This is a genomic window from Macrococcoides goetzii (assembly GCF_002742385.2).
Classification (GTDB): domain Bacteria; phylum Bacillota; class Bacilli; order Staphylococcales; family Staphylococcaceae; genus Macrococcoides; species Macrococcoides goetzii.
Window position 1 is genome coordinate 21,828 of the sequence record NZ_MJBI02000011.1, and the last position, 25,299, is coordinate 47,126.

Sequence of the window (25,299 nt, forward strand, 5' to 3'; positions counted from 1 at the left end):
ATATACTTATGGCTTAACTAATAAATAACCACTCATCTCTTGGTGAAGTGCTGAACAGAAGTTAGAACAATAAATAGGGAATGTCCCTTCTTTGTCGGCTACAAATTCCAATGTATTTGTTTGACCAGGCTGAACTTCAAAGTTTAAGTCATAGTCATTGATTGCAAATCCATGTGTAATATCTTGATCTAAATCAATATTTGTCATATGGAAGAACACTTTGTCACCTTTATTCACGGTTACTTCATCTTTACGTTTTGCTTTAGCATCAAAGATAAATTTAGAACGCATTGCTATACCATATACATGAACTTCATTTCCTTTTCTCACAATACGTGCATCTTTTTGATTCCATGTAGAAAATGGTCGTTTTTCATCTTTCTCATATATTTTTTGTGTTTTTATTTTATCTGCTTTAATGATTTGTGCATAGTGTGGCTCTGGATCGACTGGTGCAGTCATTACATGTTTCATCTTCTTACCAGAAATATCAATTAAGTCCATTGATTCTGGATGTGACGGTCCTACAGACAAGAAGTTATCTTTAGCAAGTTTATTTAATGCTACAATCCATTTACCATCAGGTTTTACAGTATCACCTTCAGCCGCTGAAGCATGACCAGGAGAGTAATATGTTGGTGTTCTGTCTATTACTTTACCTGTTTTATAGTTCCATTTTACGATTTCACTAGAGATAAACATCGTATTATAAGCATTACCTTTATCATCATATTGAGTATGTAATGGTCCTAAAGCACCTGGAGGATCCACTTCTCGTTCCATTACGTTTTCATATTTTAATACCGGAATACCAAACTCTTCTTTTTTAGTTTCTTTTTTCATTTCATCAAATGCTTTTTCAAATGAGAATACTGTCATAATCGGTGCAAGCTTACCTGCAGCTACGAAATATTCACCATCTGGTGTAACATCAACACCATGAGGTGATTTTGAAACGGGAACAGCATAAATTGAACCTTTAACATCTCGAGGATCAATCATTTTTATGCCATTAACAACCTTAGCTTTCGTACCACTCTTCGCTTCTTCAGCTAATTTCTTCCAGTTAACCATGACGATATAGTCTCTATCTTTCTGTGAAGCATTGATTTCCATGTTACTTGTAGCAAATTCAGTGTTATATGTTGTCATTACAATCCAATCACCACTCATCTTTTTACCTGCATCAGATAAATCATAACTCCAAGGTGGTAATACAATTTGATAGTCGATACTAAATTTCTTTTTCTTTTGGTCAAATTTAGCCATTGATACAACACCTTTATATTCTTCTTTGTACTTATCCAAACTTGCATAAGCACCACCTAAAGGTCTTGCAAAACGTGTAGGTAATGCGACATATTCAGTGTTTTGTGTTACAAATACTCCTGCATGTGGCCCACCCATGTTCGGTAAATCAATAATATCAGCAGTATGGAAAGTTTTTAAATCTACTGCAGCTACACGGTTATTTCCCACATCGTTAGCGAATAAGAACTTACCATCGTAGTCACCTTTTGTTTCAGAAATAGATGGATGATGAAAGTCACCCCATGTTTTTCCACCTAACATATTTTTTGTACCTTTATCAAAACCATAACCTGTTGCTGGATCTGGCGTGAATACAGGAACAGTTCTGATTTTTCGCATCGAAGGTAACCCGTAAACGAATAATTGACCAGAATGACCACCTGATGCCATCATGTAATACTCGTCTTTTTCACCAAAAGGTACATATACTTTTTCCGCATTACTTTTATTCGCACTACTAGATTCTTCGTTTGTTGCTTTTTTTCCTGGTGTTAAATCTGCAAATAATAACGCTGCTACTAGAAATCCTGCTAGTATACCAATTAAACTAAATAAAAACTTCTTCATTCAGCACACCTCCTATTTTTCTGACGCTTCTTTTAATGCATCTACAATATCTTTACGTTCTTTATCAGTAAGTGGATTATCCTTTATAACACCGCTCATAACTGCTGAAGATGGTTTTTTTAAGAATTCATCAATTGATTTTCCGTGTTTTCCATCAACAGTTTTATAAGCATCTGATAAATCAGGTCCTGTAGAACCACCTTTAACATTTAGCTTTGAAATAGCGTGACAAGATACACAACCTTTTTGTTCAAATACTTGACCTGCTTTACTAGAAGTAGTTTCTTCTTTATCTGTCTCTTTGCTGGCAGTATCTTTAGTTGCACCAGAATCAGTATTTTCTGTTGCAGTCTGCTCAGGTTTAGCAGGATCTTCTTTCGTACTTAATGCCAAAAAGAAGATAGACATTAATAAAAAGGTAATTACAAAAGCAAAAATGAGATAGCTACGATTGTTCTTCATACTTATTGCCTCCTTAAACATATATTTTAAATACCTCTTTTAAAGTATAACATTACTCTTAATGTTTCTATATGCTTATTCTCACAAAAAGTATTTTTTTCACAAAATTAAAATTAAAATTAATAATTTGTGTAAATTATTTAACCCATTGAATTATAAGGATTTAAAAAACCCGATTATTGTAATCATATTAATAATATTATTTTATTTATTTCAATTTAATTCCATATTAATGTCTTTTTAAAGAAGACTTTGTGACACTTGCATGGTTATAACATACAATTATTTACCTTTAATTTTATTAAAAAAAGACAATATATTTATAACATGTAAGTTACTATCGAAATATTTAATGTAGTATAAAATTAAGAACCCTTTGATTATTTATTATTGAATAATGTTATAATACAAGAAAGCATTGAAAGGCAGGAAATTATGAATAATAAACTATTCTTCTATGTATATTTATTTTTAGTAGCATTTTTATCAATCAACGTCTTCAAACATATATCTCAAGGTGCACCGCCTGCTGATTATTTAATCTACGCGATTATTGCACTAACATTTTTAGGCTTAATCAATAACGATTTAATCGATTTATTTTACGGGAAATCATCTCTAATTATTTCAACTATCTTTGATATTATCATCTATATTGGCATATTCATCTTAAGTATCTTTGCGATGAAATATGCAGAAAACACGCTTGATACGATCCTTTACTTTTTATTTATCATCATCAGTGTACTGATGATCGTCGTAACAATCGTTAAGTATAGAAGACAAAATTTAAACACTAAAACATAAAAAAATGAAACCTCGCATTTGAGGTTTCATTTTTGTATTTTATAATCCAGCCCATTCGCTAGACGTGATGTATTCTGTCATATTTGCTGCATTATAGTTAGATTCTCCTGTTGCATAATCAAACCATTTTTGTTGTGCTGATTTAGTTTTATTGTGCATAATTACTGCCCCAGTTAAGATTGGTGCTTTATCATTCTCTGTGTTCCATGCATAGAAGAATGTTATATATTTGTACATATCAACTCGTTTGGCTCTACCCATATCATCAATAACTGTATCAGTTAATAAAGGTTTACCATATTTCCCTTCAATCTCACCTTGCTCAATTGTTCTGTAACTAGCTATATCTTTATCCACTATTCTCGTAACTTTTCTTTTTGAACTAGAAATTTTTGATTGAAAATCTACAAAACCTACATCCGCATAATTCTGACTAAACCAGCTGTCTTTTGTAAATTCTCTAGTACCTTCTTTTGTATATCTTGAAGATTTATTGTATATGAAGCTAATTTACCAATTTGAATACCATCTTTCGCTTTTTTAACTACATTACCATATTCATTCATTACTGTAGGAATTCTTTTACCCTTCACACCGTTCTCTTCTTCAACATAGCTACCCTTTTCAGAACGATCTGGTTTACCGACTACTTTCTCAATATCAGTTAATGATTGTTTCGCAAAATCATAATCGACCATAAAGTTAGAAATTTTGTATGTCTTACCACAGTCATTAGAACGGTAATCCACACTTAAGAAATCATCCTTACCGTATGTTTGTGTCATTAAATAATCTTTACCAATACGTGTAGTTGAAGTTTCATTTGCCCCACCAACAGCTTTCTTTGCCGCTTCTGGTGTCATCCATAACTTCAAGCCATAGAAATTATACTTTCCATTTATTATGAGGACTAAATTATTTAATTTCGGGTAATAGTAAACTAAAGGAAGTGATAACATGTTAATGATGACAATGTCGTTACCGTTAATCCTATTTCTAATCGTCATCTTCGGTATCATCGCATGGGTAGTAATTATGCTGATTAACTCATCGAAAAATGCAGCGAAGCAAAATACTTCAACAATCGACAACAAACTTGATGCGGTAGAACAAGAGCATAATCGTAAACATTCATAAGTCTGAAAACTAAAAACCGTGAGCGGTCGCTCACGGTTTACTATTTTGTATATGAAACAACAGCTACATAATAATCTTTACCAACTTTTTCATACGTCAGACTCAAATTGTCATAGTCAACTGTCTTCTCTTTTACAAGTTTTCCTTGTTCGTTTTCATATGTATCAACACCATATGTGTCATCTGGTTTACCAAACAATGCTTTTATACGCTTTTCTGAGAGCTTCTTTTGTTCATAAGCAAATGAAATATTATATAATTTATATTTGCCATCACACTTTTCTGAATCATAAGAAAGCATCATCCAATCATTCACACCGTATGTTTGATCCAATGTCATCCCTTCTTCATCAATAAAGAATGATTCTGTATTAGATGCACCAACTTTTTTGTACACATCTGTTGATAACATTCCTGGTTTAATCCCTTTATAACTATACTTACCATTTTTCATTGCCTTTAATTCTGTAATAGTCGGTAATTTTTCTGCTACATTTTTCAATTGATTCTTTCTAAAGTTACCTTTATAGAATACACGTGAATGATTATCATATTTCGGATGATACATCGCAACACTTTCAGCTAAATAACCTTTTGAAATCTCTGTATATTTCGCATGTAAATAGTTGAAGCTTTCTTCTAATGCATAATCCTCATCGTGGAACTTACCTGTTGGTTCACCTAAAGTTGCAATGATATCACGACGTAACATACGTGCTTTATCGTTTAAATACATTTCGATAGAGATTAGTTTTAAACTATCACGTGTAATATAACGTTTCGGTGAATAGAATCCAAATTCATAATCACCATATCCTGCATACATCATCGTTCCTTCTTTATCTTTCTCAATTTCCAGCGTTTCAGGTTGCCCTAGCTTTGATTTCACATATTTGTATGACTGATTTAATTTCACGCCACGTGCCTGATAAGTACCGTTTTGTAACGCTTTTAAATCCTGCACACTATCTACAGGTTTCGAATCATAATATTTACCAGGTATTTCACATTGATTCACTGCTGCTTTTGCACCAGTTGTCGGTAATAACGCAGAAATAATAAGTGTTGCTGCTAATAATTTCTTCATTGCTTTCTCCTCAAGTAAATTAGTTTGTTAATTTAAATTTTACTATATTGTAGAAAAAATAAAAGTATTATTTTATTTAGTTAATATTAAAAATACATAATTATTGTTTATCCTTTAATATATTATTATTCTTCAAATACAATCGTATTCATCTGTGCAGGTGCGACAATGACCGGCCAGTAGAAAGGTCCACCGCGCCATCCTTCATTCTCATTTCCGTTTTGTCTGAGCAGCAATACAGTTGGATGTGTCGTACCAAGCTGATAACTTTGTTTAAGTTCATCCTGTCCGTTATCTGGTCGATCTGCAAATCTTACGCCGTCTTGACGGTAGCGTGATATATTACGGTTTTCACGTGTAACAATCCAGACATATCCTGTATTGTTTCCTGGTAGTCTTGATAAATAATTGAGTATAGCGCTAAATGTTTCAACGTTCCACTCATACCCTTCTTCCATGATGAGACATTCTGTTATTTCTTTTAGTATTGTAATCACTTTCTGAACAGGAACGAGTATATGACGTGCGTCTTTGTTATTTTGATTGATGGCAAACTTACGTAAATCCTGTATCATCCTATCAACTTTCTTAGTACGTCTTATCATCTCACTGCGGCTTTTCGTCTGGAATCCAACCGGTAAGAAACGTTTCTTCGCTTTAATCGTAATCACTTTCGACAACAAGATTTTGTTTGGATTACATGGTACAATATCTTTCTTTGTATCATGCATCATAAAGATGACTTCTCCAGCATTGCGTCCGGTTTCAAATGCCTTTCTTAAATCTTCATCAAACGCATGCATACGTTCCATCACGTCATAGATTCTGTGTGTCGTATAAAATCTCGTCACAGACAAATCTTCTTTTGGTCGTGCACCGTACATACGAGAATGCTGGAGAACAGTATCCTGCTGAAACTTCTTCGGATCTCGACCGTAATAGAAACCAATTAAATTGCCGATTGTGATGCCGCGATCAAGAATTTGACCACCTATAAAGAAGTTAAGTGGTGCTCGAAGTTTCAGTTCTCCTCGTTTATCCAGTAATTGATTTACATCTTGTTCTGAATTAACGATAGTAATCAACAGCTCTTCATCAAGAAAGGCTGATTTTACCGCTTCATAAACGTCGCTTTCATCCGGAAAATAATTTGATTCTGAAGATAATTTAAATCCTTCATATGCTTTCAGAATAATTGATTTAAATGCAGCTTCATCTTCATCAATGAGTTGTTTGAGCTTCTGTTCTATCTTCATCGCAACTTGATATTGCCACATATGTGCGCGTTTTGTCGTAATGGTATGCATAATAAAAGCATACTTTTTAGGACGTTCCTGTTGAGCAATTTGTTGAAGATTACGAATCTTACCACCGACTACAAAGTTAATCAGTGCATTGCGCAAACCGGTTAATTGTTTAGTAGTGAGTACATACGCATCTTTTACACGTCGGTTATCTTCTTTACGTAACAGCTCCAGTTCAGTTTCACTTACCGGTTGATAGACGTAACTCGCAGGACCTTCAAGCTTAGACTGTTCGAAATAGAACTTTCCTCCTACATACAACTGATATGTCGGCACAAGCACTGTAAAAGCTGGTCGTTTCGGTTGATAACCACGTGCAGATAACACTTCACTATCCGGCTGTAAATATAGTGAATACGGTGTCGCAGTTACTTGTAAGTAGGCTGCTGTAGGAATTTCTCTTTTAATTTGATCGAGTTGGGATGCAATGACCTTGAGTTCCGTTAAGTTCTTATCCTTATCTTTATCATAAACAACTGACGCATAATCTGCTTCATCATCGATAATCATCATCTGACGCTTTCTAAGTACCGGATACATTTCAAATAAAGCTTTCGTTAATCGTTCCACATTCTTCTTTTCTTTCTTAACGACAATGACGATTTTCTTATTTAGTTCAAACTTACGTAAATCATCAGGTAGACTCATGATGTCATACGCTGACATATAGTCCAGATCAATCAATGCTTCATATTCTTTATGCAGCCGTTCATACGTTTGTCGTGCAAGTGCATTAGAATTCTTAGTTAAGATAATCACTACTTCAAAGCCATTATCAAAGCCAAGTGCCATCGAACCCATAAAGCTACGTGTCTTCCCAGACTGTATACGCCCAAGAAGCATACCAGGCTTATTTTCTGATGTAGATATTTCTATTAAGTTATTTACAGTATCATGCATTGCTTTTAATTCATCTTTTGAATAATTGTTTTTATGTTGAAGTGTTTTAATAAACACACCATGATTTAAATCCATAATCTTCTCCTAAACTTAACAATAAAAAGAAACCAGCTCAGAAGCCAGTTTCTCTATTTTTATGACGGAAGCGGCTGTAAATTCTAAATACTACCGCTTACTCTTGCTTATTTGCTTTTTTTATGACGCAAGCGGCTGTATTTTTTAAATACTACCGTTTACTCTTGCTTGTTTGCTTTTTTTATAACGGAAACGGCTGTATTTTCTAAATACTACCGCTTACTCTTGCTTGTTTGCTTTTTTTATGACGGAAACGGCTGTATTTTCTAAATACTACCGTTTACTCAAGCTCGTTTACTTTTTTCAAGACGGAAGCGGCTGTATTTTTTAAATACTACCGTTTACTCAAGCTCGTTTACTTTTTTCGTGACGGAAGCGGCTGTAAATTCTAAATACAGCCGCTTCCGTAATACTTACCATTCATCCAAACTCCCCTACGGCTGCACTGGTAATCCCGTATTCGGATCCACTGACGGTGCGGCTGTTGGAGCTTCTGTCGTAGATTGTGCTCCTGTACGTTCTACTTGTAATGCACTTTCAAATGCAGCGGCCGGTGATGAAGTGTTTGTGCCTTGCGGAATCACACCATTGGCTACACCACTTTGATATGCTGCCATTTTCTCATCATATGTATAATCGTTACTATATATAATTTGGCTTAACGTATTTCTATTCGTTATATTATTAACATTCTCTTTGACAACAGCTTCTGTCGTTACCGCTTCAGTTGTGGTCACTTCTTCAGTCGTAACTGCTGTTTCAGTCGTTGCTGTTTCAGTCGTATTTGAATCATTTTTATTTGATTTATGTTTTTCACGACTCGCTTTAATTTTCTTTCTAGCGATATCTGCGGCACTTTCTTTTTGTTCTGTCGTTGCTTTTTCCTTCGGTGCAGTATCTTCTTTACCACATGCTACTAGTATAATTGCTGACGATAATAAAATACTCATCTTTTTTACGTTCATGTGTTCATCTCCGTTCTAAATTTCACCCAAATTCTATGATACTACAAATTCACAATATACGGTAAATTTTATATGCTATACTAGTGGTAAAATTATATGGAGGCGACATTATGAATTTTAATCAAAGTATATCGCTATCTAAAAAATCTCCGAGCAATATTCCATGGTACGCGACGCTACTTATTGCATTTGCAATCTTCTTTATCGTTCAAATCATTGCGGGATTAATATTAGTGCCCATTATTCTTGCATTCAATCCAACGGCAACACTTACTGAATTACAAGAAGAACCGCTCAGTACGCTCATCAGTTTATTAATCTTTCCTTTCTTACTCGTTGCATGTCTGATCATCAATAAATTTGCATATCGTCATCCTGTACAGGCATTGGGATTCTTTAAAGAAAAAGTATTTTCTAAATATGGATTCGGATTGCTTCTAGGGATGGTAATCATCATTATCGTCTATCTCATCAATCTATTATTCGGTGCAATGCAGAGCACGGTTAACCCGGGTATTCCTTGGTTTACATTAATATGGGTGATTGGACTATTTATGATACAAGGTTTAACTGAAGAAGTGATTGCCAGAGGTTTCTTGATGAACAAAATCAGCTATCAAATCGGTGTGCCAGCTGGCATCATCATCAACTCAGCATTCTTCTCATTTCTACATTTCTTAAATCCGAATACGAGTATCCTTAGCTTTGTTAACTTATTCCTTGCAGGTATCGTGTTCTCACTATTATTCTACTGGTCAGATAATATTTGGCTGACAGGCGCTGCACATAGCTTCTGGAACATTACACTCGGTGTATTTTTAGGCAATGAAGTAAGTGGGCAAGCTTTACCAGCAACCATCTTAAATACTGAATCAAATATGAATCAGTCTATTATAAATGGCGGTCATTTCGGATTAGAAGGTGGGCTTGTTGTTACTAGCATCTCAATTCTCGTGATCGCTTTATTACTAAAATTAAGCCTTAAAAAATACGGAACACAAAAAAGAGCCTAACCTGGCTCTTTTTGTTTTAAACAGTTATTTCAATAATCTTCCTATATTCCTACATGCATTCCTAATTAATCTTTCAGCATTATCTATCGCATCATCTAGTGACATCGGTCCATCAGTAATCGAATGGATACTTAAGAAATTGTCATAAAGTGTTTCGTAATTTGTACCTAAACCACCTGACACAAGTATTGTTCTTACGCCCGCTTCATTCCCTCTATTTGCAACACATACCGGTAGCTTTCCGTACTGTGTCTGAAAGTCACTTTTCCCTTCACCAGTAAAGATATAATCGAATGTCTTTAAATCAAGATCCTTCAATACAATATCTGCAATGTATTCAGCCCCACTATGCATCACAGCACCAGCACATAATAATCCATATCCTATACCACCAGCAGCACCGGCACCTTCTATATGATGACATTGTACATTTAAATGTTGTTCTAATTTAACAGCAAAGGAGGCTATACTATCATCAAAAGCTTTCATCTCTTCTTCTTCTATTCCCTTTTGTTTACCATAAGTATATGTTGCACCATGCTCACCGGTTAATGGATTTGTCACATCACAAATTAAATGAAGTTCAATTGCTTTTAGCGCAGGTATCAGTTGTCCTTTTATCGCTCTAATTTCAGATAAGTTTCCACCATTAATTACGAGCTTTTCACTCTTTTCATCAAGAAATTGTAATCCAAATGCCTCTAATAAACCTGCACCACCATCATTCGTTAAACTACCACCTAAACCGACAAATACTTTCTTATATCCACGTTCAATTAACTGACGAATCACATCGCCAACACCAAAGCTTGAAGCAAGATAAGGATTCCGCGCTCGGGTTACTTCCATTCCGATAATATTAGCCACTTCAATCACTGCAGTTGTGTCATTCAGCTTGCCATAATATGTCGTCAACGGTCGTCTGTACATATCTACAGTATGTATCTCTTCTTTCTTACCATTCAACCCATAGATTAATGCATCAACCGTTCCTTCTCCACCATCAGCCATCGGTCGAAGCATCACTTCAACACCTGGTATTGATGTTTGTAGTCCATCAGCCATGCATTCTGCCACACGCATCGCACTTAAACATTCTTTGTAAGAATCAGGGGCTATTAAAATTTTCATCGTAAATCCCTCCTCTATTATCATCCATAATACATCAATCTAACTTCAGATTGATTGGATAAAACGCATTTATGGTATGATAATTGTATATTATATTATTTTATACATTCAAAAGGAGTACATGATGAAGTTCGGTAATATTTTAATTGGATTTTTTGCATTATTATTTTTTATGGCACAAATTTTTAATTTATATGATGGGATTACACATAATGATCCGCAAAGAGTCGTCAATGCGCTCTATTTAATATCCATTGGTTTATTTATGCTATTTAATTTATACAATGCAATGCTTACGCAGTCTGGTAAAGTTGTGACGACTGCTATGGTTAAACAACAGCTTATAGCAGCAATTCTGCTATTTATATTCGGGTTAATTGTGTTAATCGGTATATTTGTTTATGATTTAGGCATATTAACGAAAATCGTTGAATTCATGCTTATTTTATCTGTATTTTTTGAAATACGTACACGTATTAATCAGTTAAATGGAAAAAACAAGCGATAGCTCGTATGCTATCGCTTGTTTTTATTCCGGCACGATATCCTGAATCAACATTTACCAGTCTTTTTTGCGTGTCTCTTTCAACAGACCTTTCATGTTGAGAATATCTTTCTTACGATACGTATCATAACGCAATACTTCGTTTGGGTGTAATGAAGGTTGCTTATAATTTGTAAACACGAATAACTTGTCGTATTGAGCAAGTTCCGGGATATGAGCAAGCCATCTTGTTCTATCCGTGCTTCTCGCGATTAAGCTCATTCCTTTAGCCATCGCTTCTCTTACTGTTTCTACAGCTGCAACCTGACTAGGCAATAGTTCGTTATAAAATGTTACATCATCTCTTGAGTATGATGGATATGGATAATATTGCAGTGTGAACAATTGATTAGGATGGAAGTAAACAATTTCTTGTTCTATGTATTGGTACATATAATGATAATGCCAGTTTAATGAATTCTCTTTATTTAACTTACCATCTGTAAATTCATAGGGTGAATAATTGGGTAAGTCGAGATGCAGATTATCAAACTTAACACGTTTTTCATATTCTGATGGGTGATATTTCGGGTCAAAGGAAGGATTGACAAGCATAATCAATAACTTTGCCTGTTCTAAATTTCCTGTATATGGCTCTGGTGCCCATATATGAATATGTTCTTCGTCTTTCACCATTTTATTTTTATGGTCTAATTTGTACATCCCATTTACTTGTAGTAGATGTCTTTCAAATTTTAAACGTTCCTGCAGCTTCCTACCTTTTAATTGTGTGATTTCATCGAAGAAATGGGGATACTGTTCTTTGAGAAATTCAAGGTCAAATGGATGAAATGCTGCATAATTCGATACATGTTCTGGTGTATTCTCCGGAAACGTTGTGTAGTGCTTCCAGAAGCGCTGTACACTACTCACTTATCCTATAACCGCGTCTATGATAACGCATTAATGAAATTTTTGGCGTTTCTCTAGAATCTTCAATTTTTCTTATCACAGTACCGTTCTTTTCTTGAATATAATGGACATAACAGTTAATCATGCCGCTTTGATTTTTACTTTTTTGTTTTAGCCATTCCTGAATTTCCTGCTGACTTAATAATAAATATTCGATACCTGATGGATTATCTGTAATGTATTCTGAACGTTCATCAACTTTAACCATTAAGGCGTAATAATCATGGTCACTGAATATCTGCTCATCACCTTTATGCCATGCGGCTACGCGTTTCTTAATAATCAACTCTTCATCTCTGAGAAACTCATAATCTCTTGAAGTACTCACATAGATCGTAAAGTAGCGTTCCCCAATCTGGCATGTTAACACATTATATTTTAAACTGATAAATTCGATATTAGGATTTTCTGTTCGTAATTCCTGCTTTAAAAACTCTACCATATCCAGACGTTTAAAGCTTCTTGGTTTAGTAAGTGCTGCTTTCTTATGACGACGATCATCCACTCGACCAGACATAAGCGGAATTTGTGAGGTCATTATCTTTTGATATACATCTAGAATAGATTGTTTATCTTGTCCTGTAATGTATTCAACAGAATCCAGTGCATAATTGGTGTAGATTAGCGTCCTTAAAATGAGCTGGTCTGCTTCATTTAGTTTTAAATCCGGATATTTTTTATTCATATCATCTAATGCTAAATACATATCAATCGTATTCAATAAAATAACCTCCTTTTGTACATCTATATAATTTAATTATATCAAATTATACACAATATTTTATTGCAGTATTGACATTAAGTTCTAATTTTAAAAATAATAAAACTAACGTAAAAATAACAAAATAAAAATAAAACTAACATAGAATAATATTTTTTTGAAAATAGTTATGACTAACAACATTTTTTTGTGATAGCACAAACTAATCAACTTTAATAATGTAAATAACCACCAATAATTGCATATTATTGGTGGTTACGAATGTTTACTATATTTAATTATTAAAATGCAAATTTTCTTAGTATTTCTTTAATATCTTTGGGATGTAATTGTGCAACATAAGCAATACTTCCATTCACATCAAATGATAATAATGTATTACCCTGAATGTAATTGATTGTACCGGCCTGAGGATAATAAAGATCGCCTTCTCCCCAATATTTATTCATATCACTCACTGTAAAGTATTGCGGAATACCTGCAAAACTAATTGAGCGCAGACGATACTGTTCTGGTTTATCACCACGTTTCCCTGTAAAATAAAGAATCGTATTATCACCACGTTCTGTCATATAGTGATATTCAAAATCATAACGTTGATAAAGTGACGTCACTTTAAAGGAAGGTTTCACCCATTTTTGCTTCACATACCCGTACGTGTTACCAATTTTAATACCGTTCAATTTATAATTCCCTTTTTTCATTGCCTGCACAACCGTCTTGTTCTTTAAGTTAGGAACAGAGGGTTTCTTTAATGCCGCATGCGCATCGATCGTTAAAGTGAAAAGTAGTAGTATTGCCAGACAACATGTTAATAGTTTTTTCATATTCATCATCCTCTCATCAGTTCCATTATATAACAAATCAATATAAATAAGTGAATAATAATAAAGAATTTTAAATAATTAAATTTTAATAAAATACTTTCGTTAATTATGATTAATTTGAACAAATTAACGTTATTATCTATTATTACAAACTTATAATTAATCAGTAATTATTCATTTTTTGGTATATTGTTCAAAAACATGTAATCCATTAAACTATGATTAATAAGCTAAAGGAGGATACATATGAAGTGTACAGCATGTGGGTTTCCAATTGAACCGGGAGATCGCTTTTGTGGTGAATGTGGACATCCAGTAGAACAACCAAACGAAAAAGTCGTTTATACCCCACCAGTTCAAGAGGAGAAAAATGATGAAGTAATACCTCAATCAGAACCAGTGATTAATAAACGTGATCCTATTATCAATCAGCAAGATGTAATAACAGAAGAACCTCACATTACAAAGGTTGATGAACCGAAAGAAAAATCATTTACTGAAACTGAAAAAGTTGAAAACAGCGGAGCGACACATATGAAGTCTGAACCTGTGAGAAAAGAGTATCCAAAGATTGAAATAGATACTGAAAAACTAGCGAATCAATCACAACAAGTAGCAAAGGAAAGCTATGGCTTTGTCAGCAGTGCTTTGAAGGAACATGATTCAATATTAGATAGTGATAAGAAGTTCTCCTATGGTTTAATCCTGGGATTAATCGGTGCAGGGATTTTCTTAATCTTCTTAGGAACGCTAATTAATTTACCGGATGCTACTGAAATGATAGGACAAAGTAAGTCATCTATCGCATTTAAATTTGCTTTTGGTGTTTTATTGTTACTTGCCATTTCTATTGGTATTACTTATGGTGCAATTGTTATGACTGTAACTTCAAAAGTAGATTTTCATAAATTCCTATCAGATTATGTCCTACTCAATACTGTATCCATCGCGCTAATCGTTGCAGGATTTATTATAACCTGGATTGATCTACGCATAGCACCGTTGTTTTTATTTATTTTAGGCATTACATCTATATTTATCTCATCTGTTTATCTAATTGCACGTTATGCTGTTCATAGACCTTCTCGAATGGCAAGTTTTTATGGTGTATTAGTGTATATTATCGTGCTAATTATTGCCTACTACATCGTATTTGATAGCATGTTAAAAGATGCACTAGGTGCAATTGATGGCATGCTAGGAAGTTTAATGAACATCTTATAAAAATATTAATAGGAGGTACTTATGATCTGTCCAAATTGTAAAAATCACGTAAATGCAGGAGATGTCTATTGCGGACAATGTGGCACTCGTATTGACGGAACTTCAAATACTCGAGTAACTTTAGCAGCGATACAAGAAAGTAAATTAGCTGGTGAAGGTCGTGGTTTCTTTAAAAATGTGTTTTTATCACATGATGAGGAAATTCTCAGTAAACATAAATACAGTTACTTATTAACAATTTCACTTATTAGTATTACACTCATCATTATTTCACTGCTCATATTAAAAATAACGAGTGAATTTCCTGACGGTTACATACCAGTCTGGTCATTAATCAAGAAAATTGTCATACTTACATTCATGATAATCGGTGGTACAACTGGTTTAATATATGCATTGATGAATTTATTCTCGAAAGCAAAAATTAGCTTTCAAAAAGTATTGTCTGACTATATTTTGTTGAATACATTTTCTATGATCAGTATCGTATTAGCAATTTTATTCGCTGTTATGGAAGCTTATAAAATTTCTGGATTCTTTATTTTCTTATTTTACTTAATATTTTTAGTTTCACCACTTTATATTTTAACTAAGTACTTAACACAACATAAAACGAGTATAGCAAGTTACTATATCATATTAACTTTTATTGTTTGTCAAACAATGCTAACAATGATGATTATCGAATCGATCGGTGTTTTCCTTCAGCAATTCGCTGGAGAGTCATTTTTTAATATTTTATCTAGTTTTTAAATGTAATATCATTATATCCAGTATAGAACAAATATACCCCCTCCCATGCATGAATGCATAGGTGGGGGTATATTTTTGTTAAAACGCCTAATTCAAAATAAGATAAATATCCTTAATAATTAAAATGATTTTTAATACAAAAAAGTGCCCAAACAATAATGTTTAGACACTTTATATATTCATATTATTCTACTGTAACTGATTTCGCTAAGTTACGTGGTTTATCTACGTCTGCACCTCTGTGTAAAGCTGCATAGTAAGAAATTAATTGTAATGTAATAACTGATACTAATGGTGTTAACATGTCATGAACCGCTGGAATGACATATGCATCTCCATCTTGTTCTAATCCTGACATAGAAATGATACATGGGTTTGCTCCACGAGCTACTACTTCTTTCACATTACCACGAATAGAAAGGTTTACTTTTTCTTGAGTAGCTAACGCAATTACCGGAGTACCTTCTTCGATTAATGCGATCGTTCCGTGTTTTAACTCTCCGCCGGCAAATCCTTCAGCCTGGATGTAAGAAATTTCTTTTAATTTTAAAGCACCTTCAAGACCTACATAGAAATCCATTGTACGGCCGATAAAGAATGCGTTACGTGTTGTAGATAAGAATTGACGTGCTAAATCTTCCATTTTATTTGCATCATCAACAATCGATACGATTGCAGAAGTAACTTTAGCAAGTTCAGGCAATAAGTCAACACCTGTGTCAATTCCAGAATCCTTAGCTACAACTTGAGCTAAAATGGCAAGTACTGCAATCTGAGCTGTGTAAGCTTTTGTTGATGCTACAGCAATTTCTGGTCCAGCATGTAAGATTAATGTATGGTCAGCTTCACGTGATAAAGTTGATCCAGGCACGTTAGTTACTGTTAACGCTGGGTAACCTAATTTTTTTACTTCAACTAATACTGCACGACTATCTGCTGTTTCACCTGATTGTGAAATGAAGATAAATAATGGTTTCTTAGAAAGTAATGGCATATTGTAAACGAACTCAGAGGCAACATGCACTTCTGTAGGAACACCTGACCATTTTTCTAAATATTCTTTACCAACTAAACCTGCATGGTAAGAAGTACCACAAGCTACGATATAGATACGATCTGCTTTACGTACTGCTTTTACAATGTCTTTATCGATGACTAAGTTACCTTTATCATCTTGATATTTTTGAATAATTTTACGCATTACAGCTGGTTGTTCATGAATTTCTTTTAACATGTAATGAGCAAATGTTCCTTTTTCGATATCACTTGCATCGATTTCAGCTTTGTAAGGTTTACGTTTAATTTCTTTACCGTCTAAATCTTTAATTGTTACTTTTTCTTTTTCAACAAGAACGATTTCACCGTCAGTTAATTCAACGTAAGTATCTGTTACTTGTAACATCGCCATCGCATCAGATGCGATAACGTTAAATCCATCTCCTAAACCTACTAATAATGGAGATTTGTTTTTCGCTACATAAATAACATCTGGGTTTTCGCTATCTAATAAACCTAATGCATATGATCCATGTAATAATTTGATTACTTCAGTGAAAGCTTTCTCTGTATCTAAACCTTGTTTTGAGAAGTGTTCTATTAATTGAACGATAATTTCAGTATCTGTATCAGATTTAAAAGTTACTCCTGATAAGAATTCTTCTTTTAATTGTTCATAATTCTCAATAACACCGTTATGTACTAAAGTGAAACGACCACTTTCAGATTGATGTGGATGAGAGTTTTCACGATTTGGTACACCGTGAGTTGCCCAACGTGTATGACCAATCCCAGTCGTTGATTCAAACGAAGAATCTACTGCTTTACGTAATTCAGCAATACGACCTTTTTCTTTATACACACGTACATCTTCACCATTACGTACAGCAATACCTGCTGAATCGTAACCACGGTATTCTAATTTCTCTAAACCTTTTAATAAAATTTCTTTTGCATCTTGTGTTCCAATATAACCTACGATACCACACATAATAAGTTCCTCCTGAGCGCATTCGCGCATTTAAAATAAGTTAATTTAAATAGATTGTTTATTTGTGCTATGTTGATGTCTTTTGTTCACTCAGTTGCCCAAGTGGTTTGTTACATCAACTATCGAATAGCTACTATCCGTGATGGCATCCGCCGAATTTTCGATAACCATCTTCCTCGTCAACAGTTTCCTGTTCTGGCGCTGTATATTCAGTTTTTAACAACCCTCGCTTTCAGTTAAACTTCTGTAATTGTACTATATTTCATATAAATTAGACAAGTATTAGAAGATTATATCTTTCGGAAATAGAACTATTAATACAACTTGTCTTATATATCAAAACAATATAAGCTTCAGATTTTATATTATTATACTATAAATATGAGTTAAATTATTTTTTTATTGTCATTATTTGCAAGATTATTTCGAAATTTTGTAGTTTATATAGATTAAATTATTATCGTTTAGATTTAAGAACCATAAAAAAAAGACCAAATCAGAAGATTTGGTCCCTCGATATTAAATTATTTAATCCCCATATGTTCACGTACAACATCAGAGATACTGTTTACGAAACGTTCAGCATCTTCATCTGTCTTTGCTTCAACCATTACACGTACTAAAGGTTCAGTTCCTGAAGGACGGACTAATACGCGTCCTTCACCGTTCATTTCCGCTTCAACTTTTGCAATTGATTCAGCGACTGCTGAGTTCTCTTCAACAGCATGTTTATCAGAAACACGAATATTTACTAAGCGTTGTGGATATTTCTTCATTTGTCCTGCTAACTCACTTAATGTCTTACCAGATTTTTTAATGATGCTCGCTAAATGAACACCTGTTAATAATCCGTCACCAGTTGTATTGTAATCCATCATTACGATATGTCCAGACTGTTCTCCACCTAGGTTGTACTTACCGTTTCTCATTTCTTCAACAACGTAACGGTCTCCTACTTTCGTTTTATTTGAATTAATATCAAATGCTTCTAATGCTTTATAGAATCCTAAGTTACTCATTACAGTTGATACAACCATATTGTCCTTTAAAGTACCTTCATTATGCATACTTTGCGCTAAAATAAACATAATTTGGTCGCCATCAACGATTTGACCTTTTTCATCGACAGCGATAATACGGTCTCCATCACCATCAAATGCTAACCCAAAGTCACTACCAGAGTCCACTACTAATTCAGCCAATCCTTCTGGATGTGTTGAACCTACACCATCATTGATGTTATTACCATCTGGATTACAACCGATTGTTACTGTATCAGCTTCTAAATCACCGAATAAATAAGGCGCTAATGAATATGTTGAACCATGTGCACCATCTAATGCGATCTTTAACCCTTCTAAATCACCGTCAATCGTTGATTTAATAAAGCTTAAATACTTTTGTCCACCTTCAAAGTAATCTGAAGTATGACCTAAATCAACGCCTGTTGGACGTGGTAAAGTGTCTTCTTTCGCATCTAATAAAGCTTCGATCTCCGCTTCTTGTGCATCACTTAATTTATAACCATCTGATCCGAAGAATTTAATACCATTATCTTGTACTGGATTATGACTTGCAGAAATCATAACGCCTGCTTGTGCATTTAATTCTCTCGTTAAATAAGCAACACCTGGTGTAGAAATAACACCTAAACGCATTACTTCTGCACCTGTAGATAATAATCCTGCTACAAGTGCTGACTCTAACATAATACCAGAAACACGTGTGTCACGACCTACAACTACTGTTGGTTTAGCCGTTCCGCCGTGTGCTAATACATAACCACCGTATCGCCCTAATTCAAAAGCTAATTCTGGTGTTAACTCACTATTAGCTACACCTCTTACACCGTCTGTCCCAAAATATTTACCCATTTTTTAAACTCCTTTTATTCATATCGTTATTTTTTAGATACATCTATCATAATTTCTACTTGCTTTGGATTGGCACTTGATACGTCTTTTGGTAAAGGAATATTTTCCTTAACGACTGTATCTTTTGTTACTTTCGATAAATCCACTTCAATCGCTAAACTACCGATACCATCTAGCACCGAACGCTTTCCAAATAGTTCTACTTCAGATTCAGATAGTTCCAGACTGTTTAGTTTTAGGTTTGAAGGTAATTTTCCTGATTTCTTTGCACTAATCGCTACCGTCTTTGAAGTCGGTGCAATCTTGATGTTCACTTTTACTTTAGCAGGTTTTACGGATACATCAAGTTTATTAAGATTAGAATCAAATACATTAACTTCTGCTTCTTCACTTGTTGTCTTAGATAATTTCGTATTATCCTGCAATGTTGCTTTCACATATGCAATCTTATTAATTTCGTCTTCTCCACCTGTAATGGTTACTTGCGACGGATCAACTTCTTTACCTGTCAGTTCATAGCCAGTCGCAATACGTGAATTGCTTACTTCCGCTTCTACTTGTCTTGTATCTTTAATTTTTTCTGATAAAGTGATATTCGCAAATTTCGGAATCACTTCATAATTTAATTTATCAGAAATACCTTTTACTTTGAACTTCTTTTTATATTCTCCAACTTTAGAGCTGGACAAGTCAAGCGTTACCGTGAAGTCTATCATACTCTCAGTCTTCTTTACGATAGACTGCGGACCGCTCACACGTACATTTACGGTCTTTGGTGCACCTGTTAAATACAAGTTTTTGTCATCATACACAATCTTAACCGGGACATCTTCAATGACCGTCTGATCATTCTGGTTGAATTGATTATTACCAAAAAGTGCGAAGACATCGTTAACTGATAAAAATAAAAACAAAGCGAGTACAAATGCAACAAATCTCAGTCCCCATTTATTCTCAAGCATTATTCTTCAACACCTTTCTTCGTGACATGTGTACTAAACCAATGTTCCGTAAGCAAGGCTTCAAACACTTCTAATGATACATCTTTACGTAATCTGCCGTTATACGTCACTGAAATATCGCCGGTTTCTTCAGAAACAACTACAGTAAAAGCATCTGACACTTCAGAAATACCCACTGCGGCACGGTGACGTGTTCCTAAACTCTTTTGAATCTTAGCACTATCCGATAAAGGAAGATAACTTGCTGCAACAGCAATCTTATCACCCTGTACAATCATCGCACCATCATGTAATGGCGTATTAGGAATAAATATATTAATTAATAATTCAGATGATATATCTGCATTGATTGGTATACCAGTTTCTATGTAATCCTGTAATCCTGTTTCTTTTTCAAAGACGATTAACGCACCAATACGACGTTTCGCCATATACTGTACTGATTTGACCATGGCATCTGTAAGCTTTGCCTGGTTAACCTTTAAATTTGCTGCATTGCGTTTAAATAAACTACCTCGTCCGAGCTGTTCTAAAGCTCTTCTTAATTCTGGTTGAAAGATAACAATGATGGCTAAGAAACCCCATTCCATAACCATATCAAACATTTTAGTCGTTGTTGTTAAATCAAGCTGATTACTCAGCGTTCTACCAATCAGAATAAAGAAGATACCCTTTAATAATTGGATGGCTTTCGTCCCTTTAATTGCGTTGATTAGCAAATAGATGACGTACCATACAATCAGCAAGTCTAAGATGCCGGTAATGATCTTAACAGTACTTAAATTATCAAGTACACTAAAGAGCTGCATTGTATCTCCTCCATATTCATGCTAAAAATAATTATACCATGTATGGTAGAGAATCTTCGTATAGATTGATGCATTTTTTATAATATTCATTGGATTGTTCTAAATCTCCAAGTTTTACGTAAATTTCTGCAATCTTTTTCGAAATTCTACCAAAATAATAAACATGCTCATTACCATTTAACGCAATTTTATAATACGTTAATGCGCCCTGGTAGTTCTCCAGTTGATATTCAAGATCACCCATTAACTCTTCACCGTAGCCGGTATCATCATTTTTAATATTTTCAGCAATAATTGCTCTTGCTTCTTCGTACATACTTTTACGAATCATAATCTCTGCTAAGTGCAGACGAATATTAACCGCATATGCATGATCAAAATTATGGTCATCGAGCATTTGATTACATTTCAGGATGATTTCATACGCTTCATCGGTACGTTTCAACTCTACGAGTAACATTGCCAGATTACTCAGGCTACCTACAAGATCAAATGAAACAGGACGAAGTTCAGCATAGCTGATCGCTCTACGGTAATGATATTCAGCCTGTTCAAAATCTTTTGTTGCATGATAAGAACGCCCTAACGTATTCTCGATATTTAATGCCATATGATACGTATTAAGCTTCATATTTAAATCAATTGCTTCTTCACACAGTTTAATCGCAACATAAAATTCACCGACACGTGAATAATATTGTCCTAAATAGTAAAGAATAGAGACACGTGTAATATTTACAACATTCTCAACGATTGTAATATTATTTGCTTTAGTTAATTGATTAATCGCTTCCATGACATTGCCAACTTCATATTCAATTCGCCCTAATAATTCTAATGAACGTAAATAAATAGTTACATCTCGCATCTTCTTAACGATTGCTATCGCCTTCTCTACATACTTGCGGGCATTATCATAGTCTTTTTGGTGAAAATAATAACTAGCTGTAACCCAGCTGATCGCTCCACGTTCAGCTTCTGTTATACTCTCGAGCGTTTCGTAATTCTTATTGATAAACTCCCCAAGTTTTTTGAAATCATTCATCAATACATGATTCTCAGCCCATTTAATCTCTTTTTTAATCTCTAATAAACTTAAGTTACGATCTTCAGAAGTATTTGTAAAATCCTCCAATGTACAATTTAAACGCAAACTCAACTTCTTTAATACATTGGTAGAAGGATGTACCGAATTCTTTTCTATTAAGCTTAAATATGTTCTTGAAATAATACCGTCAGCTAATTCCTGCTGCGTTAAATTTGCCTGATTACGTAATTCTTTTATTCTTTGACCAACCACGAGATTCACCCCTTTTTCATATAATATAATCATAAACGATATAAAGTTAACATTCCATAAGTAACTTACCATTTACATTGATAATATTCGATAATGTTAAGAAAATAGAATCGAATAATAGACGTTACTTTCAATATCTCACAATAAAAAAATATGAAATATAACATTTTTTACATCTATTATAAATATGTTAAGAAAATACAAATAATATTAATAATATGAACTTATGATTTTATCTTTTTAACAGAAAATAAATATCAAAGATTATTCAAAGCGTATCTAATGGATAGAAAAAAGATAGTGAAAACATTATGCTAATAATAAAATTAAACGATTAGTGTAATTCGTTGACATTATTGAAGTTAACAAGGATAATATAATTATCTAAATAATATAAGTAATAATACTAAGGAGAAGCGTAATGTTAGATATTTTAGTAATCGAAAACCTTGCTCAGTTAAAGTGCGTAAGTGACCCATTTCGTATTAAATTATTAGAATTACTTGCAGTTGAAGCGAAAACTGGCCAACAGCTTGCGGATGAATTAGAAATTCCACGCGCAAAAATTCATTACCACTTAGCAGAACTTGAAAAACAAGGCATTATAGAATTAGTGAAAACAGAACAAAAGCATAGTATTATTCAAAAATTTTATGCACCTGTTGCAAAACAGCTTGTTCCTAAACTAGATTTACTGAAATATGCAGAGGAAGATAGCAAGAAAGATAATCTATCATTTAAGCTTCAAATCAACGAAAAAGAATTTCCTGAATTTAAAAAAGACCTTAAGAAGTATGTTAAGAAAGCTTCATCTAAAAATGGTGATTCAAATTACCAAATAAAAATATTCCCTGACCAAAATTAATTGGCAGGGAATATTTTTTGTTTTATTTATTTATTTATTTATTTATAACAATTTTTCTCCAAAGAAAGAACCAACTAAACCAACAGCTTGCTCAGCTGTTTTATTATAAATGTCGATCAATGGATTTACTTCTACGATTTCAAATGAAGTTATTTTATCACTATCATTTAATAATTCTAAAGCAAAGTGACTTTCACGATATGTGATACCACCTGGCACTGTCGTTCCTGTTCCTGGCGTTTCTACAGGATCTAAAGCATCAACGTCTAATGATAAATGGATGCCATCACATTTATCTAAATAAGCTAATGTTTCCTCAATTACTGTACCCATCCCTAAACGATCGATATCAGCCATCGTATATGTTTTAATACCTACTTCCTTAATGTATGCTTTCTCACCTTCATCAAGGTCACGCATACCGATTAACACGATATTCTCTATTTTTACTTTATTCTTATATCCACCGATATTAATCAGATTTTCATGACCATCTCCGATTAAAGCTCTTAATGGCATACCATGAATGTTACCAGACGGTGAAGTTTCATCGATATTTAAATCACCATGCGCATCATACCAGATTACACCTAAATTTTTATAATGCTTAGCAATACCGCTGATAGTACCCATTGCAATTGAATGGTCACCACCAATAACAACAGGATAATTACCTTTTTGTACTACCCCATCAACTTTTTCACAAAGTGATTCACAGAATGTTGTAACCTCTTCTAAATTACGAAGACCACCTTGTTCTGATTTATATTTTTTCATATCAATCGCTGGTGATTCCACATTACCCTGGTCAATAACTGTATGACCAATACTTTCTAACCTTTCAATTAATCCAGCATAGCGCATAGCATCTGGTCCCATATTCACCCCTAGTTTACGTTGACCAAAAGCACTTGGCGCTCCAATAATCTCGATTGTCTTATTCATTATGTATTCCCCTTATTCCATAAATTTTTAAATAATCTGACTACTTTAATTTTATACAACTCTGAACGAATATACAATATTTTTATGCATAAATGAATAAAATGGATATTTATGTATAATAACGGTAAGCTATGCATTGATACGAATGAGTTTATGACAAAAAAGAGCACAAAAAAAGCACCCTATACAGGATGCTAAATGATGAGCCATAGAGGATTCGAACCTCTGACCCTTTGATTAAAAGTCAAATGCTCTACCAACTGAGCTAATGGCTCAAAAAAATGGCTGGGCTAGCTGGATTCGAACCAACGAGTGACGGAGTCAAAGTCCGTTGCCTTACCGCTTGGCTATAGCCCAATAAGATGGTGGAGGGGGGCAGATTCGAACTGCCGAACCCGAAGGAGCGGATTTACAGTCCGCCGCGTTTAGCCACTTCGCTACCCCTCCGTATATGTAATTCAATAGTTTCCAAAAATGGTGGAGGATGACGGGCTCGAACCGCCGACCCTCTGCTTGTAAGGCAGATGCTCTCCCAGCTGAGCTAATCCTCCAAATGGTGACCCCTACGGGATTCGAACCCGTGTTACCGCCGTGAAAGGGCGGTGTCTTAACCGCTTGACCAAGGGGCCTAAATGGCTCCACAGGTAGGACTCGAACCTACGACCGATCGGTTAACAGCCGATAGCTCTACCACTGAGCTACTGTGGATAAATATAAAAATTGCCCGGCAACGTCCTACTCTCGCGGATCGTAAGACCAACTACCATCGGCGCTAGAGAGCTTAACTTCTGTGTTCGGTATGGGAACAGGTGTGACC

General features: G+C 34.3%; 24 protein-coding genes, 6 tRNA genes and 1 rRNA gene. 7 read left to right on the plus strand and 24 right to left on the minus strand.

The features are described 5' to 3' along the window. Window positions 1-6: 6 nt before the first annotated feature. Both nosZ and BFS35_RS12745 read right to left on the minus strand, forming a co-directional pair. Complete coding sequence (gene nosZ / locus BFS35_RS12740; RefSeq protein ID WP_099577197.1) at window positions 7-1,878, minus strand: Sec-dependent nitrous-oxide reductase; 1,872 nt, start codon at window positions 1,876-1,878, stop codon at window positions 7-9. Window positions 1,879-1,890: 12 nt separating this feature from the next. Further along, entirely contained in the window at window positions 1,891-2,340 is a 450-nt protein-coding gene (locus BFS35_RS12745) for a c-type cytochrome (protein WP_099577199.1), read from the minus strand. A gap of 435 nt (window positions 2,341-2,775) precedes the next feature. Between BFS35_RS12745 and BFS35_RS12750 the strand changes: the two genes are divergently transcribed. Continuing rightward, complete coding sequence (locus tag BFS35_RS12750) at window positions 2,776-3,147, plus strand: hypothetical protein (protein ID WP_099577201.1); 372 nt, start codon at window positions 2,776-2,778, stop codon at window positions 3,145-3,147. 39 nt (window positions 3,148-3,186) lie between these two features. Here the strand turns inward: BFS35_RS12750 and BFS35_RS12755 are convergent, their stop codons facing one another. Both BFS35_RS12755 and BFS35_RS12760 read right to left on the minus strand, forming a co-directional pair. Then, window positions 3,187-3,504, minus strand: coding sequence for a hypothetical protein (locus tag BFS35_RS12755; RefSeq protein WP_099577203.1), 318 nt, complete (start codon window positions 3,502-3,504; stop codon window positions 3,187-3,189). A gap of 56 nt (window positions 3,505-3,560) precedes the next feature. Next, window positions 3,561-4,010 (minus strand): hypothetical protein, encoded by a 450-nt coding sequence (locus BFS35_RS12760; protein WP_117946056.1) that lies wholly within the window; start codon window positions 4,008-4,010, stop codon window positions 3,561-3,563. A 94-nt stretch (window positions 4,011-4,104) separates the two neighbouring features. Here BFS35_RS12760 and BFS35_RS12765 point away from each other — a divergent pair, with 94 nt between their 5' ends. Beyond that, on the plus strand, window positions 4,105-4,284 hold the full coding sequence (locus tag BFS35_RS12765) for a hypothetical protein (protein ID WP_099577207.1): 180 nt from the start codon (window positions 4,105-4,107) through the stop codon (window positions 4,282-4,284). A gap of 40 nt (window positions 4,285-4,324) precedes the next feature. Here BFS35_RS12765 and BFS35_RS12770 read toward each other — a convergent pair whose 3' ends face one another. From BFS35_RS12770 to BFS35_RS12780, 3 genes are all read right to left on the minus strand, one after another. Further along, window positions 4,325-5,371: a hypothetical protein gene (locus tag BFS35_RS12770; protein ID WP_099577209.1), complete on the minus strand. Its 1,047-nt coding sequence runs from the start codon at window positions 5,369-5,371 to the stop codon at window positions 4,325-4,327. Between the two features lie 125 nt (window positions 5,372-5,496). After that, window positions 5,497-7,650 carry a Z1 domain-containing protein gene (locus BFS35_RS12775; RefSeq protein ID WP_099577211.1) on the minus strand — a complete coding sequence of 718 codons (2,154 nt, stop codon included), beginning with the start codon at window positions 7,648-7,650 and terminating at the stop codon, window positions 5,497-5,499. Window positions 7,651-8,084: 434 nt separating this feature from the next. Further along, window positions 8,085-8,615: a hypothetical protein gene (locus BFS35_RS12780; protein WP_099577213.1), complete on the minus strand. Its 531-nt coding sequence runs from the start codon at window positions 8,613-8,615 to the stop codon at window positions 8,085-8,087. Window positions 8,616-8,725: 110 nt separating this feature from the next. On the opposite strand from BFS35_RS12780, the gene BFS35_RS12785 reads away from it, so the two are divergent. Continuing rightward, window positions 8,726-9,628, plus strand: coding sequence for a CPBP family intramembrane glutamic endopeptidase (locus tag BFS35_RS12785; RefSeq protein WP_099577215.1), 903 nt, complete (start codon window positions 8,726-8,728; stop codon window positions 9,626-9,628). 24 nt (window positions 9,629-9,652) lie between these two features. Here the strand turns inward: BFS35_RS12785 and BFS35_RS12790 are convergent, their stop codons facing one another. Continuing rightward, the gene (locus BFS35_RS12790; protein WP_158554330.1) at window positions 9,653-10,759 is read right to left on the minus strand and encodes a glycerate kinase; all 1,107 of its coding nucleotides are present in this window, start codon (window positions 10,757-10,759) and stop codon (window positions 9,653-9,655) included. A gap of 124 nt (window positions 10,760-10,883) precedes the next feature. On the opposite strand from BFS35_RS12790, the gene BFS35_RS12795 reads away from it, so the two are divergent. Further along, entirely contained in the window at window positions 10,884-11,267 is a 384-nt protein-coding gene (locus BFS35_RS12795; protein WP_099577219.1) for a hypothetical protein, read from the plus strand. A 51-nt stretch (window positions 11,268-11,318) separates the two neighbouring features. On the opposite strand, the gene BFS35_RS12800 is transcribed toward BFS35_RS12795, so the two are convergent. The 3 genes from BFS35_RS12800 to BFS35_RS12810 all read right to left on the minus strand — a co-directional run bounded on the left by BFS35_RS12800 (window position 11,319) and on the right by BFS35_RS12810 (window position 13,763). Further along, window positions 11,319-12,176 (minus strand): hypothetical protein, encoded by an 858-nt coding sequence (locus tag BFS35_RS12800; RefSeq protein ID WP_099577221.1) that lies wholly within the window; start codon window positions 12,174-12,176, stop codon window positions 11,319-11,321. Continuing rightward, complete coding sequence (locus BFS35_RS12805; RefSeq protein WP_099577223.1) at window positions 12,169-12,936, minus strand: hypothetical protein; 768 nt, start codon at window positions 12,934-12,936, stop codon at window positions 12,169-12,171. The genes BFS35_RS12800 and BFS35_RS12805 overlap by 8 nt, the downstream gene beginning before the upstream one ends. 281 nt (window positions 12,937-13,217) lie before the next feature. Then, window positions 13,218-13,763 (minus strand): hypothetical protein, encoded by a 546-nt coding sequence (locus BFS35_RS12810; protein WP_099577225.1) that lies wholly within the window; start codon window positions 13,761-13,763, stop codon window positions 13,218-13,220. Between the two features lie 246 nt (window positions 13,764-14,009). Here BFS35_RS12810 and BFS35_RS12815 point away from each other — a divergent pair, with 246 nt between their 5' ends. Together BFS35_RS12815 and BFS35_RS12820 are read left to right on the plus strand one after the other, a co-directional pair. Beyond that, the gene (locus tag BFS35_RS12815; RefSeq protein ID WP_099577227.1) at window positions 14,010-14,987 is read left to right on the plus strand and encodes a zinc-ribbon domain-containing protein; all 978 of its coding nucleotides are present in this window, start codon (window positions 14,010-14,012) and stop codon (window positions 14,985-14,987) included. A 21-nt stretch (window positions 14,988-15,008) separates the two neighbouring features. After that, a complete protein-coding gene (locus BFS35_RS12820; protein WP_099577229.1) occupies window positions 15,009-15,740 on the plus strand; it encodes a zinc ribbon domain-containing protein in 732 nt (243 codons plus the stop codon). 184 nt (window positions 15,741-15,924) lie between these two features. On the opposite strand, the gene glmS is transcribed toward BFS35_RS12820, so the two are convergent. From glmS to BFS35_RS12845, 5 genes are all read right to left on the minus strand, one after another. After that, window positions 15,925-17,727 carry a glutamine--fructose-6-phosphate transaminase (isomerizing) gene (gene glmS, locus BFS35_RS12825; RefSeq protein WP_099577231.1) on the minus strand — a complete coding sequence of 601 codons (1,803 nt, stop codon included), beginning with the start codon at window positions 17,725-17,727 and terminating at the stop codon, window positions 15,925-15,927. A gap of 524 nt (window positions 17,728-18,251) precedes the next feature. Further along, window positions 18,252-19,601: a phosphoglucosamine mutase gene (glmM, locus tag BFS35_RS12830; RefSeq protein WP_099577233.1), complete on the minus strand. Its 1,350-nt coding sequence runs from the start codon at window positions 19,599-19,601 to the stop codon at window positions 18,252-18,254. Window positions 19,602-19,627: 26 nt separating this feature from the next. After that, entirely contained in the window at window positions 19,628-20,563 is a 936-nt protein-coding gene (locus tag BFS35_RS12835; protein ID WP_099577235.1) for a CdaR family protein, read from the minus strand. Beyond that, on the minus strand, window positions 20,563-21,372 hold the full coding sequence (gene cdaA / locus BFS35_RS12840; protein ID WP_096077325.1) for a diadenylate cyclase CdaA: 810 nt from the start codon (window positions 21,370-21,372) through the stop codon (window positions 20,563-20,565). Before cdaA ends, BFS35_RS12835 begins: the two co-directional genes overlap by 1 nt. 31 nt (window positions 21,373-21,403) lie before the next feature. Next, window positions 21,404-22,672, minus strand: a complete 1,269-nt coding sequence (locus BFS35_RS12845) for a helix-turn-helix transcriptional regulator (RefSeq protein ID WP_158554331.1) — start codon at window positions 22,670-22,672, stop codon at window positions 21,404-21,406. A 421-nt stretch (window positions 22,673-23,093) separates the two neighbouring features. On the opposite strand from BFS35_RS12845, the gene BFS35_RS12850 reads away from it, so the two are divergent. Continuing rightward, window positions 23,094-23,537, plus strand: a complete 444-nt coding sequence (locus BFS35_RS12850) for an ArsR/SmtB family transcription factor (RefSeq protein WP_099577239.1) — start codon at window positions 23,094-23,096, stop codon at window positions 23,535-23,537. Window positions 23,538-23,579: 42 nt separating this feature from the next. Here BFS35_RS12850 and rocF read toward each other — a convergent pair whose 3' ends face one another. The 8 genes from rocF to rrf all read right to left on the minus strand — a co-directional run. Next, window positions 23,580-24,482: an arginase gene (gene rocF, locus BFS35_RS12855; protein ID WP_099577241.1), complete on the minus strand. Its 903-nt coding sequence runs from the start codon at window positions 24,480-24,482 to the stop codon at window positions 23,580-23,582. Window positions 24,483-24,684: 202 nt separating this feature from the next. Continuing rightward, a tRNA-Lys gene (locus BFS35_RS12860) sits at window positions 24,685-24,757 on the minus strand. A gap of 7 nt (window positions 24,758-24,764) precedes the next feature. Next, window positions 24,765-24,839 (minus strand) — tRNA-Gln (locus BFS35_RS12865). A 6-nt stretch (window positions 24,840-24,845) separates the two neighbouring features. Beyond that, a tRNA-Tyr gene (locus BFS35_RS12870) sits at window positions 24,846-24,929 on the minus strand. A 28-nt stretch (window positions 24,930-24,957) separates the two neighbouring features. After that, a tRNA-Val gene (locus tag BFS35_RS12875) sits at window positions 24,958-25,033 on the minus strand. A 3-nt stretch (window positions 25,034-25,036) separates the two neighbouring features. Continuing rightward, window positions 25,037-25,111: transfer RNA gene (locus BFS35_RS12880), tRNA-Glu, on the minus strand. 4 nt (window positions 25,112-25,115) lie between these two features. Next, window positions 25,116-25,190 (minus strand) — tRNA-Asn (locus BFS35_RS12885). A 14-nt stretch (window positions 25,191-25,204) separates the two neighbouring features. Then, window positions 25,205-25,299, minus strand: a 5S ribosomal RNA gene (rrf, locus tag BFS35_RS12890); the annotation flags it as partial.

Excerpts from the sequence above, each read along its gene's own strand:
- nosZ (WP_099577197.1), bottom strand. The coding sequence starts at position 1,878 with ATGAAGAAGTTTTTATTTAGTTTAATTGGTATACTAGCAGGATTTCTA.
- BFS35_RS12745 (WP_099577199.1), bottom strand. The coding sequence starts at position 2,340 with ATGAAGAACAATCGTAGCTATCTCATTTTTGCTTTTGTAATTACCTTT.
- BFS35_RS12750 (WP_099577201.1), top strand. The coding sequence starts at position 2,776 with ATGAATAATAAACTATTCTTCTATGTATATTTATTTTTAGTAGCATTT.
- BFS35_RS12760 (WP_117946056.1), bottom strand. The coding sequence starts at position 4,010 with ATGACACCAGAAGCGGCAAAGAAAGCTGTTGGTGGGGCAAATGAAACT.
- BFS35_RS12765 (WP_099577207.1), top strand. The coding sequence starts at position 4,105 with ATGTTAATGATGACAATGTCGTTACCGTTAATCCTATTTCTAATCGTC.
- BFS35_RS12770 (WP_099577209.1), bottom strand. The coding sequence starts at position 5,371 with ATGAAGAAATTATTAGCAGCAACACTTATTATTTCTGCGTTATTACCG.
- BFS35_RS12775 (WP_099577211.1), bottom strand. The coding sequence starts at position 7,650 with ATGGATTTAAATCATGGTGTGTTTATTAAAACACTTCAACATAAAAAC.
- BFS35_RS12780 (WP_099577213.1), bottom strand. The coding sequence starts at position 8,615 with ATGAACGTAAAAAAGATGAGTATTTTATTATCGTCAGCAATTATACTA.
- BFS35_RS12785 (WP_099577215.1), top strand. The coding sequence starts at position 8,726 with ATGAATTTTAATCAAAGTATATCGCTATCTAAAAAATCTCCGAGCAAT.
- BFS35_RS12790 (WP_158554330.1), bottom strand. The coding sequence starts at position 10,759 with ATGAAAATTTTAATAGCCCCTGATTCTTACAAAGAATGTTTAAGTGCG.
- BFS35_RS12795 (WP_099577219.1), top strand. The coding sequence starts at position 10,884 with ATGAAGTTCGGTAATATTTTAATTGGATTTTTTGCATTATTATTTTTT.
- BFS35_RS12810 (WP_099577225.1), bottom strand. The coding sequence starts at position 13,763 with ATGAAAAAACTATTAACATGTTGTCTGGCAATACTACTACTTTTCACT.
- BFS35_RS12815 (WP_099577227.1), top strand. The coding sequence starts at position 14,010 with ATGAAGTGTACAGCATGTGGGTTTCCAATTGAACCGGGAGATCGCTTT.
- BFS35_RS12820 (WP_099577229.1), top strand. The coding sequence starts at position 15,009 with ATGATCTGTCCAAATTGTAAAAATCACGTAAATGCAGGAGATGTCTAT.
- glmS (WP_099577231.1), bottom strand. The coding sequence starts at position 17,727 with ATGTGTGGTATCGTAGGTTATATTGGAACACAAGATGCAAAAGAAATT.
- glmM (WP_099577233.1), bottom strand. The coding sequence starts at position 19,601 with ATGGGTAAATATTTTGGGACAGACGGTGTAAGAGGTGTAGCTAATAGT.
- BFS35_RS12835 (WP_099577235.1), bottom strand. The coding sequence starts at position 20,563 with ATGCTTGAGAATAAATGGGGACTGAGATTTGTTGCATTTGTACTCGCT.
- cdaA (WP_096077325.1), bottom strand. The coding sequence starts at position 21,372 with ATGCAGCTCTTTAGTGTACTTGATAATTTAAGTACTGTTAAGATCATT.
- BFS35_RS12850 (WP_099577239.1), top strand. The coding sequence starts at position 23,094 with ATGTTAGATATTTTAGTAATCGAAAACCTTGCTCAGTTAAAGTGCGTA.
- rocF (WP_099577241.1), bottom strand. The coding sequence starts at position 24,482 with ATGAATAAGACAATCGAGATTATTGGAGCGCCAAGTGCTTTTGGTCAA.